The organism is candidate division WOR-3 bacterium (genome assembly GCA_039801085.1).
Lineage (GTDB): Bacteria > Hydrothermota > Tepidihabitantia > Tepidihabitantales > Tepidihabitantaceae > JAOABP01.
The window spans coordinates 144,769-157,393 of the sequence record JBDRTY010000002.1 but is presented as its reverse complement, the minus strand read 5'-3'; the positions used below and the strand labels follow the sequence as shown (position 1 = coordinate 157,393).

Sequence of the window (12,625 nt, the reverse complement as noted above, 5' to 3'; positions counted from 1 at the left end):
GCAGATGTCAACCTCTTTCAGCCCCTTGACATTATCTCCAACTCCGCTATCCTGAATATGATGGATATCATTTCGCCGGAAGAAGGTCTGAGCGGTGAACTGATTCCGGTCACACCGGAGCGGGCGCTCACCCCGAGCCAGATTGTTGCCGAACTGGACCGCTACATCATTGGTCAGGAGAAGGCAAAGAAGGCGGTGGCGATCGCCCTGCGCAACCGCTGGCGCCGGAGCCGGATTCCGGACCGGCTGCGGGATGAGATTCTGCCCAACAACATCATCCTGATCGGACCGACCGGCGTCGGCAAGACCGAGATCGCCCGACGTCTCGCCCGGCTCGCTCAGGCACCGTTTGTCAAGGTTGAAGCCTCCAAGTTCACCGAGGTCGGCTATGTCGGCCGGGATGTCGACTCGATGATCCGGGACCTGATGGAGATCGGGGTCAATATGGTCAGGGCGGAGAAGACTCGAGAGGTGCAGGCACGGGCTGAGGCGCTTGCTGAGGAGAAGCTGCTGAAACTGCTCCTCGGCGAGGAGGGGTTCCGTTCACCGGAAGCCCGGCACCGGCTTCGGGAGAAACTGCGCGCCGGTGAGCTGGACAGCCAGCTGGTCGAGATTAAAACCACCAGCCAGCAGTTTCCCTTTCCTGATGCCCTTGCCCAGCTCGGCGGTGAAGAGATTCTGATTCAGCTCCAGGACATCCTCGGTCCGGCGATGCCCAAACAGACCCGCCGGCGCAAACTGACCGTTGCCGAAGCCCGGCGCGTGCTGACTCAGGAGGAGGCACAGAAGCTGATTGATATGGAGGAGGTGATCAGCGAGGCGAAGACCCGGGTGGAGCAGAGCGGGATTGTGTTTATTGATGAGATTGACAAGGTGGTCAGCGCCACACCCTCGCCGAGCGGTCCGGATGTGTCGCGCGAAGGGGTGCAGCGTGACCTCCTGCCGGTGGTTGAGGGTTCAAGCGTCCTGACCAAATACGGCATGATCCGGACCGACCACATCCTCTTCATCGCCGCCGGCGCCTTTCACAAGGTCAAGCCCGCAGACATGATCCCGGAACTGCAGGGCAGGTTTCCAATCCGGGTTGAGCTTTCATCCCTGACCGCCCGGGACTTTGTCCGGATTCTGACCGAACCGGAAAACGCCCTGATCAAGCAGTATACCGCCCTGCTGGCGACCGAAGGGGTGAAGCTGACCTTCACCCGTGAGGCGATCCGCAGCATCGCCGAGATCGCCTTTCAGGTGAACTCCGAGACCGAAAACATCGGCGCCCGGCGTCTGCACACGGTGATGACCACCCTGCTTGAGGACATCCTCTTCGCCCTGCCGGACAAAAAGACCGAACGGGTGCGGATCACCGCCGGCTATGTTGAGCGCAAGCTCAAGGACATAGTTGCCAACCGGGATCTGAGCCGGTATATTTTATAATTATGAAAAAGGATCTGACCTCAATTGCCGATTTAAGTAAACAGGAGATTCTGGACCTGCTGCACGAAGCAGGTGCACTCAAGGCGGAGATCAGCCGTCAGGGGATTATTCCCATCGCCCGGGGCAAGATGGGTGTCCTGATCTTTGAAAAGCCCAGCCTGCGCACCCGGGTCACCTTTGAGCGGGCGCTCCATCAGCTCGGTGCAACCAGCACCTATCTCAGCCCCGCGGATGTCGGCCTCGGGGTCCGGGAGAGCGTCCCGGATGTCGCCCGTAACCTCTCCCGCTGGGTGAACTGCATCATCGCCCGGGTGTTTGAGCATGAGAAGATCACCCAGCTCGCCGAAAACGCCACCATTCCGGTCATCAACGCCTTAAGCGATCTCGAACACCCCTGCCAGATTCTCGCCGACCTGCTGACGATTGTTGACCACCGCGGTTCGCTCGACAACGTCACCGTCGCCTGGACCGGTGACGGCAACAATGTCTGTCACTCGCTGATGCTTGCTGCCGCCACGGTCGGCTTCAACCTCAATGTTGCCACGCCCAAGGGGTTTGAACCCGCACCTGCCATCACTGAGCAGACAAGAAAACTTTCTGAAAAGAGCGGGGCGAAAATCCGTCTTACCTACGACCCGTGTGAAGCGGTTACCGGGGCTGATTTCATCTACACCGATGTCTGGGCATCAATGGGACAGGAGAACGAAGCAGAACAGCGGCGTCAGATCTTTAGGCCCTATCAGGTGAATCGCCAGCTGCTCTCCCGGGCAAAGCCCGAAACCAAGGTCCTGCACTGTCTGCCTGCACACCGGGGCGAGGAGATCACCGACGAGGTCCTGGACGGACCGCAGTCGGTCGTGCTTGATCAGGCGGAAAACCGGCTCCACATCCAGCGGGCGATTCTCGCCCGGCTGCTGAAAAATGGCTGATCCCGAAATCCTGATCGTCGGTGCCGGTCCTGCCGGACTGACCGCGGGCATCTATGCTGCCCGCGCAGGCCATTCCACCCTCATTCTGGAAAAGGAGCTGGTCGGCGGTCAGATGAACAAGACCGCCACGGTGGAGAACTATCCCGGCTTTGCCCAGCCGGTCAATACCCTAGAACTGGTCCAGAACATGGATGCCCAGGCGCGCCGGTTCGGCTGTGCGATCGAAACCGGCGAAGCCACAAGCCTGAAACTCAACGGCACCCAGATTGAGCTCGAAACCACAATCGGGACAATTCGGCCTCAGGCACTCATCATCTGCGCCGGCACCGAACCCCGGAAACTGGGACTGGAAATGGAAACTGAGCTCACTGGCAGAGGCATATCCTACTGTGCGATCTGCGACGGTCCGCTCTACAAGGACCGGGAGGTAGCGGTGGTCGGCGGCGGAGACTCGGCGCTGGAGGAGGCGGACTACCTGACCCGCTTCTGCTCCCGGGTTCATCTGATTCACCGCCGGGACCAGTTCCGGGCGGCAAAGATTGTTGAGGAGCGGGTCCGGAGTAACCCGAAGATTGTCCTCCACCTTTCCCGGGTGGTGAGCCGGATTCACGGCACCCGCCAGCTTGAGGGGCTGACCCTGACCGACCTCAAGACCGGCACCAGCATTGACCTGCCGGTTGCCGGGCTGTTCATCTATGTCGGGCTGATCCCCGGCACCGGCTGGTGTCAGGGTGCGATTCTGCTGGATGAGGCGGGTTTCATCATCACCGATGAAAAAATGCAGACCGCTACCCCGGGCATCTTTGCCGCCGGCGACATCCGGAAGAAGACCGTCCGGCAGATTGCGACCGCGGTCGGAGACGGTGCCATTGCCGCCCAGTCCGCTCACGAATTTCTCAGCCACAGCCGGTAATCCTTAACCCTTTGACTTCGGACAGCAGTCTTTTATCATTGGGCAATGCGCATCGTCGGGTTTGTTCCGACCTCAATGATTGACTGGGACGGAAAGATCACCGCTGTTCTGTTTACCGGCGGTTGCAATTTTCACTGTCCGTTCTGTCACAACGGTCCGGTCGCTGATGATGACCCGGCACTGCCCTCCCTTCCGCTTGAGGAAATCATGATGAACCTCGAAAACCGGCTGGGCTGGCTCGACGGTGTCGTCATTACCGGCGGCGAACCGCTGATGCATCCGGAGATCTTTGAACTCTGCGCCACCCTCAAACGGCTGAATCTGAAGATCAAACTCGACACCAACGGCTCCTTTCCCTATCCGCTCAAGCGGGCACTGGCGCTCGGACTGGTCGATGCGGTGGCAATGGACATCAAGGCACCGCTCAACGAACGCTATGCCGAAGCAGTCGGCAGAAGCCTGCCCAGCCTTGCCCACCTCCGGCGCACGATCCGGCTCCTGATTGAATCAGGAATTGAGTATGAATTCCGGCTTACTCTGGTCCCCGGATTGATCAACCCCGAAGACATCCCGCAGATCGGAGTCGCCCTGCGTTCCGCAAGAACCGCAGTTCTGCAGCAGTTTGTGCCGGAAAACGCCCGTGCCGCCGGATACCGCCAGAAACAGCCCTATTCGCTCGCTCAGGCGGAGGCGATGCGCTCCGAGCTGGCAAAATTTGTCAGTGAGGTCAGACTCCGGGGCAGATTTGTCTGAAACCTCAGACCGAAAACCTGCTCAAATCCGCTGATTACCGCCTTGACCACCTGATTTCTGCTCACCGTCTGCCCCAGTTCAATTTCCATTGAGGTCATGATCCAGCTGCTCAGCCCGCAGGGGTTGATCAGCTCAAATCCGCTCAGATCGCTGCCGATATTCAGGGCAAACCCGTGAAAGGTCACCCCTTCCTGAACCGCTATCCCGAGCGAGGCGATCTTTTTCTCACCCGCCCACACGCCGACAAGTTTCGGTCTGGTTTCCGCCCTGATCCCGAACTCCGCCAGCGCCCGAATCAGGGCTGACTCCACCAGCTCGACAAACCGGCGCACACCCAAGAGTCCGCTTTCCAGTTTAAAAATCGGATAGCCGAGCAGCTGTCCCGGACCGTGATAGGTGATGTCCCCGCCCCGCTCAACCTGATACACCCTGATTCCCCGGCGCTCAAGTTCGGATTCAGTTGCAAGCAGGTTGCGCCGGTCCGCCCTTCTGCCTAATGTAATTACCGGCGGATGCTCACAGAGGATCAGACTGTCCTCAATCTCATTTTTAACCCGCAGTTCCCAGACCAGCCGCTGCAGCGCCACCGCGGCTTCGTAATCAATCCGGTCCAGTAAAATCAGATTAGCGGCCCGCACCCCTTTTACCATCCCGCAGGCGCTAACGGTTCAGAATGTGCACCGCCCGGCTGAGTAGTGCCTCGCCTGCTTCAAAAACAAGTTCGCTCATCGTTGGATGGGGATGAATCACCCGGCCCAGCTCCTCAGCGGTCAGCCCCAGCTCCACCGCCACCGCCACCTCGGCAATCAGCACATCCGCCTGAGGCGTCAGAATGCTCGCTCCCAGTATTCTGCCGGTCTTCTCATCCGCAATCATTTTACACATTCCTTCTGCCCGGCCGAGTGTAAGCGACCTCCCGACCGCACTCGCCGGCACCCGGCTCATCCGCACCTTTATTCTCTGCCGCTCCGCCTCCGCCGGTGTCAGACCGACACTTGCGAACTCCGGATCAGTATAAACCACCATGGGCACTGCCCGCGGTCGAACCGGTTTCCGGGCACCGGTCAACAGCTCCGCAAGCAGAATCCCCTCATACATCGCCTTGTGGGCAAGCAGCGGACCGCCCCGGACATCGCCGATCGCATATATTCCTTCAACACCGGTCTGGAGGTGGTTATCGGTCCGGATAAATCCCCGTTCATCCAGTTCAAGACCAAGCCGTTCCAATCCGATACCTCCGCTCAGGGGTTTTCTGCCCACCGCCACCAGAATCCGTTCCGCGGTCAGTTCCGCCATTCTCTCTCCGCTCTCCCAGCAGACCCGGGCGACACCACCTTCCGCCTCAGCACAGCTCAACCCCTTGACACCGAGCCGGAATTCAATCCCTTCCCGCTCCATCTGCCGCTGGAGCATCACCGCCAGCTCCCGGTCCGTTCCGGGCAGAATCTGATCACATACCTCCAGCACCGTCACCTTCACTCCGAACCGGTTAAAGATTGTAGCAAACTCCAGTCCGACCGCACCGGCGCCGACAATTATCATGGTTTTCGGCAGTTCCACGAGATTGAGCGCACTGTTGGAATCGATGATATTCCGGTGATTAACCTCCAGCCCGGCCAGGACCGCCGGCTCCGAACCGGTAGCGATGACAATCTGTTCAGCCGTAATTTCCAATCCATCATCGGCAGCGACCTCAACCGTCCTTTCGTCCTTGAGCTGTGCCTTTCCCCGCACCAGCTCGACGCCGTTACCTTTGAAGAGGAACTCGATGCCCCGTGCCAGCCGTTCCACGATCCGGTTCTTCCATGAACCCAGACTGACGAGGTCAATCCGGGGTGGATCAAAACTGATGCCCATCACGCGAGCCTCTGCGGCATTACGAATTACACCCGCCGCATGCAGCAGTGCCTTTACCGGAATACAGCCCCGATTAAGACACACCCCGCCGACCCGTGACTGCTCAACCACCACCACCTTCCGACCCTGGTGCGCCAGCCGGATCGCCGCGACATAGCCGGCAGGACCGGCACCGACGATGACCACATCCGCCGCTTGCCGCTTCACCACAGCGTCCCCTTGATCAGCTCTGATGCAATTACCAGCCGCTGAATCTGATTGGTTCCTTCATAAATCTGGGTAATCTTCGCATCCCGCATCATCTTCTCCACCGGATAATCCTTCATGTAACCATAGCCACCAAGAATCTGCACTGCATCGGTGGTAACCCGCATGGCGGTATCAGATGCCATCACCTTTGCCATCGCTGCCAGCCCGGAAATATTCTTGACCCCGGCATCGGCCGCCCGGGCCGCCTCGTAAACCAGTGCCCGTGATGCTTCAATCTGGATTGCCATATCCGCCAGCATCATCTGCACCGCCTGGAAGGAAACAATCGGCTGGTCAAACTGAATTCTGGTCTTGGCATACTCCAGCGCCTCATCGAGGGCACCCTGAGCAATTCCCAGTGCCTGTGCTCCGACCCCGGGCCGGGTCCGATCAAAGGTGCGCATCGTATGGAGAAATCCCAGCCCCTCCTTGCCCCCGAGCAGATTTTCCGCCGGTACCCGGCAGTCCTGAAACACCAGCTCTGCAGTTTTGGAACACCGGATGCCCATCTTGTCTTCGATCTTGCCGAATGTAAACCCCGGCGTGCCATCCTCAACAATAAAGGCAGAAAGCCCCCGCGCACCCCGGCTGGGATCGGTTGAGGCGATAACCGTGTAAATCTTGGCAACACTGCCGTTGGTGATGAACTGCTTGGTTCCGTTCAGGACATAGTAATCCCCTTCCCGCCGGGCACGCGTCTTGACATTGCTTGCATCTGAACCCGCCTGTGCCTCGGTAATGGCAAATGCCGCCAGCTCGCCGGCAGCCAGCCGGGGAAGATACCTTCTTTTCTGCTCCTCGGTGCCGGCAAGAATAATCGGAAATGTGCCCAGCCCGCACGCCGCATAGCACAGCGCCACCGCCCCGTCAATTCTTGACAGCTCCTCCACCACCAGACACATCTCCAGGATTCCGCCCCCGAAACCGCCGTATTCCTCCGGAATATAAATTCCCATCAACCCCAGTTCCGCCATCTCCTGCATCAGCTGGTGCGGAAACTCACCCGTCCGGTCCAGTTCCGCCCGAACCGGCTTGATCTTCTCCACCGCAAATTTCCTTGCCAGTTCCTTGATTTCCTTCTGAGTATCAGTAAAAAAATACTCCATCAGTCCACTCCTTTCTGTAACTTGCTTCTGACCTCCTGGACAACCTTCAACACCCCGGCTCTCATCAGGAGCGCAATCTGCCGGTAATATATGATATCCTGACCCATTGGATCAGGAATCTCCAGCTCCTGGTCCGGATATCCGCCCAGAAACTTCACCTTCGGCGTTACTGCTGGTGCCAGCCGGGAAATCCAGTCACTGTGCCGGCGCTCCATTACGAGAATCAGATCCGCCCATCCCAGTAGCCCCGGATCTACGGTCTTTGCCCGGTGACTGCTGAGTTCCAACCCCATCTCTGCCGCTACCTGCTGAACCGCCGGCGACGCCGGCATTCCGGTGATCGCTGCAATGCCGGCAGACTCAACCCGGACCGGAAAACCGGCAAGCTCATGGCGGAGCATTGCTGCTGCCAGCGGACTCCGGCAGGAATTACCCGTGCAGACTACCAGAATATTGAAAAATTTCGGCGCCGCCTGTTGCTCATCCATCTGGAATTCTATCTCTCGGCAATGTGCCGAAGCCCCCGGAAACCGATATCATGCCGGTATTGCATCCCGGAGAAATGGATTCGTCCGACCCCATAATACGCCCGCTGCCGGGCTTCGGGCAAACTCCGCCCGAGACCGGTGACCGCCAGTACCCGGCCGCCACTGGTCACGAGCCGGCCGTTCTCCATTCTGGTGCCCGCATGAAAGACCAGGAGGTTTTCCCCATCCTCAACCTCACCCGAGATCGGCAGCCCTTTTTCATATCTGCCCGGATACCCAGGACTCGCCAGCACTACACACAGCGCCCAAAGAGTGGATCGGAGGTAATCCCCCGAAGCTGCGTCCAGCGAAGCCTCAGCACACTGCCGGCATATCTCGGCAAAATCGCCCTCAAACAACGGCAGAATCACCTGGGCCTCCGGGTCTCCGAGCCGGCAGTTGAACTCCAGAACCTTGGGCCCGTCATCCGTCAGCATCAGCCCCGCATAGATCGCTCCCCGGTAATCAATACCCTCCTGAGCAAAACACTTCAGCAGGGGCTCAAACACCATCTCGACAATCTGCCGGAAAACTTCTTCTGTTACCACCGGAACCGGCGCATAGGCACCCATCCCGCCGGTATTGGGTCCCTCATCATTATCAAGCAGGCGCTTGTGATCCTGGGAAGGGATCATAAACCGCACCCGTTTTCCATCACACAGTCCGATAATCGAAACCTCTTCCCCGGTAAGATACTCCTCAATTACGACCGTTCTTCCCGCCGCTCCCAGCCGGTCCTCGCGCATATACCCCGAGAGCACTTGCTGTGCCTGCTCAAAACTCCTGGCAATCTCTACTCCTTTACCTCCAGCCAGTCCGCTCGCCTTGATCACCACCGGCAGTCTCCTGCCGCTGAGAAACCGGACTGCCCGTTCATAATCGTCGAACACCTCAAACTGCGCCGTGGGAATCCGGTAACGGAGCATCAGCCGTTTGGCAAACGATTTATCCCCCTCCAGCTGTGCTGCCGCTGACTTCGGACCGAAAACTTTCAAACCCTGCTTCTCCAGCTCGTCAGCCAGACCGGCAACCAGCGGTGCCTCGGGTCCTACAATCGTCAGATCAATTTTCTGTCGCCGGGCGAAATTCACCAGCGCCGGGATATTCAACGGTTCAATATCTACACATTCTACCAGCCGGGCAATTCCTGCGTTTCCCGGCGCACAATAGACCCGATGTCCGTGCCGGCTCACTGCCCAGACAATCGCATGCTCACGTCCGCCACCGCCAACTACCAGAATTTTCATAATATCTTTTTCAATTTAACGCTGATACCCCAAATGTCAAACCCTTTCATAAATATTATATTAATATGCTCTTGAGTATCACCTCATTTAAGCCTTTATAAAAAGGCAGGGGCGTAAGGAATACGCCCCTGCGGTGATTCACCCTGATTTTAGCGTCGCCACTGACTGCCGAACTTGCCGGTATGACGCACATCGTGCCGGAACATCGGCCAGTCACCAGGCATCAGCGTTCCCTGTGGTCTGCCGGCGATGGCATAAATGCCGCCGTTTTCGGTGGTAATGTAAATAATCCCGTAGCGGTCGATCACTGGTGAGGGTAAAATATCAACCAGCAGACGCCGGGGGTGTGGTTTGACACTCCCACCCCGGAGAACAGTCCGGGAGAGCATCGTCTCCCACTGCACCACTCCTGAACCCGCATTAACCGCCACCAGTTTCTCAGTTACCGAATCTACCGGTGAGAGAATATACACCAGACCGTCCGCAGTCAGGGCGGGAGAACCGGTAAGGGAAGCATTCGCCTGCACGAGACAGCGCCATTCCAAGCCGCCACTTGCATTGACCTTGTAAAGATAACCGTTATTACATCCGAAATAGATATTACCGCTCTGATCGATTACCGGTGAAGAGAGGATGTCGTTCATCGTATCACTGACATGGTAACGCCACGAAAATCCGCCGCTGGCTGAAAGTGCAATCAGGTCCCCCTGATCCGTCCCGAAATAGATATTACCCTGATTATCAACCGCTGGTGAGGAAGTAACACTCGCATCCGCAAAATAGCGCCACGACAGCGCCCCATCGGCAGTCAGACAGTACACATACCCGGAGTCGTCAATAACCACGACCCGGCCATCAGGCATCACCGCCGGCGAAGAATACACCTCCTCACTCAACGGATAACTCCAGACGACCGAACATCCCGTGCCATTATCCTGAAGTTTGTAAATCTGCTTTCCGATCCCGGCAACATAGATGAAATTTCCGTCCAGTGCTACTGAGGCGTTAACCGGTTCGCTGCCCAGCGTCTCGGGAAAAGCCCATTTCAGATTACCGCTTGCACTGAATGCCATCAGCTTCCCATTCTCATTTCCGATATAGACCGTGCCGTCTGTGCCCACTGCTGGCGATGCACAGAACTCCTCCCAGGTTCCATCACCAGTCTGGATGAAAAGCGTCTCTGCCTGATAGGCGTCAAAGGCAAAAATCCGGGCATCGGTCCCCCCCACTATCACCGCTGGTCTCATTTCTCTGCCGGTGTTGACCGCGCCCAAGGCGGGGGAGGAAACAAATTCATCAATCATCACCTGCCAGAGAACATTCCCCTCATTTACCACCTCAAAAACCTTGGGCGCCGAAGTATCGGAATCCAGCCCCAGTGAATCCTGTGCCACCGCCCGGACATAATAGGTTCCCGGCTGGCTGAAACGGATTGAATCCATTCCCCAGTGACCGCTCGGTCCCAGTGGCGTCCAGCTGGAAACCGTGCCGTCGCTGAAGATAAACCGGTAGCGCACCTTGTCACCCTGCGGGTCCGCTGCGCTGGCATAGAACCGGTAATAGGGACCATTCGCCACTCCCCGTGCCGGGCCCCTGACCACCGGCAGATAGGGGGCGGTGTTCTCCTGCATTGCATAAAACTGCTTTACCGGTGAAGTATCGGACATCAGCCCCTCTTGGTCCCATGCAACACACCGGATATTTTTGAAACCGCGGTAAAAATATCTCACCGAATCAACCACCGTATCACCTGAACCAACCAGCGGGCTCACCAGTCCGGTCTGCCCCTCATCCCAGAGAAATTTGATCTTCACTGAATCTCCGTCCGGATCAACCGCAACCGCCCTGAATACCTGCCACTCACCAACCCAGCCTGAATCCGGTCCCACCGGTGCCCCGACAACCGGAGCCCGGTTTGCCCCGAACCTTACCTCCACCTGCAGCGTATCTGACCACTCCGGACTGAAATCGCCTTTTTCATCCTTTGCCCGCACCCGTACCGCATAAATCCCTTCACTGCTCCAGCTGTGGCTGACAAAAACGGTATCACCTGACCGTTTCAACCCCGTGGTGTCGGCGCTGCCGTCTGCCCAGTCCCAGATGTACAATACCCGATCCTTATTCGGGTCGGTTGCCACACTGCGATAAACTCCACTATCCCCGGGACTGAGAACCACCGGGCCCGCCGGCTTTGCGGGAATTGATGGCGGTTTGTTCCGGCAGCCGGCGCCGGCGATAATCATTCCAGCCAGTATGATAATTACTCCCAGTTTTTTTACCATATTACCTCCTTTTCTCGCTTACTGAGATTTATTCATCTCTTTTAATCTCCACAAAAATTTCCCGCCGGATACGGTCAAGGTAACTTCTCAGCCGGCGGCTGAACTCCTGCTGGTACAGATAGTTCCGGATTTCATCCTGCATTTCTCCGAGCGTGAGCAGTCGCTCCGGCTGCTTCTCAATTACCCTGATAATGTGAAATCCGTGCTCAGAAAGAACCGGCTCGCTGATATCACCGGTATTTAGCTGCGCCAGAACCCGGTCGAACGGTGGCATCAAACCTTCAAGAAAAAACTCACCCAGATACCCGCCCTCCTTTGATGTTTCCGGATCATCAGAATAAATCCGTGCCAATGAATCAAATGGTACTCCGCTCAATGCGTAACTGCGAACTGTATTGGCTCTCCTGCGGGCACGAACCGTGTCCGCCCGTGTTAAGGGCACCTTGAAGAATATCCCCCGAAATCGCACCTGCCCGCTGCGAACTGCCTCCTTCTGTAAAATCCAGTAACCGGCTCTTCCCCGGACCGGAGGGGACAGCTGTCCCTCTTTTAACTGGGTTAACACCAGCTGAAACTCCGGCGCCAGTTCGCTCAAATTGCGCCACCCCCAGTCTCCACCCCGGTCCCGAGTTACCGCATCCTCGCTGAAAGAACGGGCAAGGGTTGCAAAGTCGCCCCCGCGGGCAAGCAGCTCCAGTACCTCCCAGGCACGCGTGCGAACAGCACTCTCAACTGAATCTGAGGGCTTGATCATAATCAGGATATGCGCCAGCTTCACCCTGCCGGGAACCCGGGCAATCGAATCCCGGTGCTCGTTGTAAAATCGTTCCACTTCAGTCGGGGAAATGTAAATCTGGATAAGTCCGGCCTTCTCCAGGAGACGTCTGGAAAGCAGATTGCGCCGGACCTCATCGGTAATCCGTTCCTTCAGCCGGCGCTCGGTCACCCCCTCCGCCTCCAGCGCCGCCTGATAATCCGCCTCACTCTCAAAGCGCTCTTTGATTGCGTTCAACTGCTCGTTAACCGTCTGCAGCAGCTCCTCACGACTGACCTCAATCGACTCCCGCTGTGCCTGCTGCGAAAGCAATGCCTCATCAATCAGCCGGTTCAGTGCCTCTGCCCGCACGGATGAATCTGGAGCAATGGTGTCGCCGGTCATCAGACGGAAGTAAACTGTCAGCTCCTGAACTTCACTCTCCAGAATCGGTCTGTCACCGACAACCGCAGCGATCCGGTCCGCCGTTCCTCCTGCTGCTAGTCCGACGAGCGCGACAAATAGCCAGCCCGCTATCCCATACCTGCTGGCAGCCTTTCGCTTCATGGCACCGTCCTGC

11 protein-coding genes are annotated in these 12,625 nt (G+C 57.7%); 4 read left to right on the top strand and 7 right to left on the bottom strand.

Annotated features, from left to right (window positions below; all coding sequences use genetic code 11):
• Nucleotides 1-60: 60 nt before the first annotated feature.
• From hslU to ABIK48_04990, 4 genes are read left to right on the top strand one after another with little or no spacing between them, the layout of a single operon-like run.
• Nucleotides 61-1,428: an ATP-dependent protease ATPase subunit HslU gene (hslU, locus tag ABIK48_05005; GenBank protein MEO0021515.1), complete on the top strand. Its 1,368-nt coding sequence runs from the start codon at nucleotides 61-63 to the stop codon at nucleotides 1,426-1,428.
• Between the two features lie 2 nt (nucleotides 1,429-1,430).
• Complete coding sequence (gene argF, locus ABIK48_05000) at nucleotides 1,431-2,357, top strand: ornithine carbamoyltransferase (GenBank protein MEO0021514.1); 927 nt, start codon at nucleotides 1,431-1,433, stop codon at nucleotides 2,355-2,357.
• On the top strand, nucleotides 2,350-3,270 hold the full coding sequence (trxB, locus tag ABIK48_04995) for a thioredoxin-disulfide reductase (GenBank protein ID MEO0021513.1): 921 nt from the start codon (nucleotides 2,350-2,352) through the stop codon (nucleotides 3,268-3,270). Before argF ends, trxB begins: the two co-directional genes overlap by 8 nt.
• 45 nt (nucleotides 3,271-3,315) lie before the next feature.
• The gene (locus ABIK48_04990) at nucleotides 3,316-4,023 is read left to right on the top strand and encodes an anaerobic ribonucleoside-triphosphate reductase activating protein (protein MEO0021512.1); all 708 of its coding nucleotides are present in this window, start codon (nucleotides 3,316-3,318) and stop codon (nucleotides 4,021-4,023) included.
• Here the strand turns inward: ABIK48_04990 and lipB are convergent.
• The 7 genes from lipB to ABIK48_04955 form a co-directional block, all read right to left on the bottom strand.
• Nucleotides 3,951-4,673 (bottom strand): lipoyl(octanoyl) transferase LipB, encoded by a 723-nt coding sequence (lipB, locus tag ABIK48_04985; GenBank protein ID MEO0021511.1) that lies wholly within the window; start codon nucleotides 4,671-4,673, stop codon nucleotides 3,951-3,953. The two genes, ABIK48_04990 and lipB, sit on opposite strands and share 73 nt — an antisense overlap.
• A 10-nt stretch (nucleotides 4,674-4,683) precedes the next feature.
• Nucleotides 4,684-6,090 carry a dihydrolipoyl dehydrogenase gene (gene lpdA, locus ABIK48_04980; protein MEO0021510.1) on the bottom strand — a complete coding sequence of 469 codons (1,407 nt, stop codon included), beginning with the start codon at nucleotides 6,088-6,090 and terminating at the stop codon, nucleotides 4,684-4,686.
• Nucleotides 6,084-7,235 (bottom strand): acyl-CoA dehydrogenase family protein, encoded by a 1,152-nt coding sequence (locus ABIK48_04975; protein ID MEO0021509.1) that lies wholly within the window; start codon nucleotides 7,233-7,235, stop codon nucleotides 6,084-6,086. The genes lpdA and ABIK48_04975 overlap by 7 nt, the downstream gene beginning before the upstream one ends.
• A complete protein-coding gene (locus ABIK48_04970) occupies nucleotides 7,235-7,723 on the bottom strand; it encodes a low molecular weight phosphotyrosine protein phosphatase (GenBank protein ID MEO0021508.1) in 489 nt (162 codons plus the stop codon). The genes ABIK48_04975 and ABIK48_04970 overlap by 1 nt, the downstream gene beginning before the upstream one ends.
• 8 nt (nucleotides 7,724-7,731) lie before the next feature.
• On the bottom strand, nucleotides 7,732-9,009 hold the full coding sequence (gene purD, locus ABIK48_04965; GenBank protein ID MEO0021507.1) for a phosphoribosylamine--glycine ligase: 1,278 nt from the start codon (nucleotides 9,007-9,009) through the stop codon (nucleotides 7,732-7,734).
• Between the two features lie 149 nt (nucleotides 9,010-9,158).
• A complete protein-coding gene (locus ABIK48_04960) occupies nucleotides 9,159-11,291 on the bottom strand; it encodes a PQQ-binding-like beta-propeller repeat protein (protein MEO0021506.1) in 2,133 nt (710 codons plus the stop codon).
• Nucleotides 11,292-11,319: 28 nt separating this feature from the next.
• Nucleotides 11,320-12,612, bottom strand: coding sequence for a peptidylprolyl isomerase (locus tag ABIK48_04955; GenBank protein MEO0021505.1), 1,293 nt, complete (start codon nucleotides 12,610-12,612; stop codon nucleotides 11,320-11,322).
• Nucleotides 12,613-12,625 lie beyond the last annotated feature (13 nt).

Bases quoted from the DNA above. Each gene is read 5' to 3' on its own strand.
- hslU (MEO0021515.1), top strand. From the start codon at position 61: ATGGATATCATTTCGCCGGAAGAAGGTCTGAGCGGTGAACTGATTCCG.
- argF (MEO0021514.1), top strand. From the start codon at position 1,431: ATGAAAAAGGATCTGACCTCAATTGCCGATTTAAGTAAACAGGAGATT.
- trxB (MEO0021513.1), top strand. From the start codon at position 2,350: ATGGCTGATCCCGAAATCCTGATCGTCGGTGCCGGTCCTGCCGGACTG.
- ABIK48_04990 (MEO0021512.1), top strand. From the start codon at position 3,316: ATGCGCATCGTCGGGTTTGTTCCGACCTCAATGATTGACTGGGACGGA.
- lipB (MEO0021511.1), bottom strand. From the start codon at position 4,673: ATGGTAAAAGGGGTGCGGGCCGCTAATCTGATTTTACTGGACCGGATT.
- ABIK48_04975 (MEO0021509.1), bottom strand. From the start codon at position 7,235: ATGGAGTATTTTTTTACTGATACTCAGAAGGAAATCAAGGAACTGGCA.
- ABIK48_04970 (MEO0021508.1), bottom strand. From the start codon at position 7,723: ATGGATGAGCAACAGGCGGCGCCGAAATTTTTCAATATTCTGGTAGTC.
- purD (MEO0021507.1), bottom strand. From the start codon at position 9,009: ATGAAAATTCTGGTAGTTGGCGGTGGCGGACGTGAGCATGCGATTGTC.
- ABIK48_04960 (MEO0021506.1), bottom strand. From the start codon at position 11,291: ATGGTAAAAAAACTGGGAGTAATTATCATACTGGCTGGAATGATTATC.
- ABIK48_04955 (MEO0021505.1), bottom strand. From the start codon at position 12,612: ATGAAGCGAAAGGCTGCCAGCAGGTATGGGATAGCGGGCTGGCTATTT.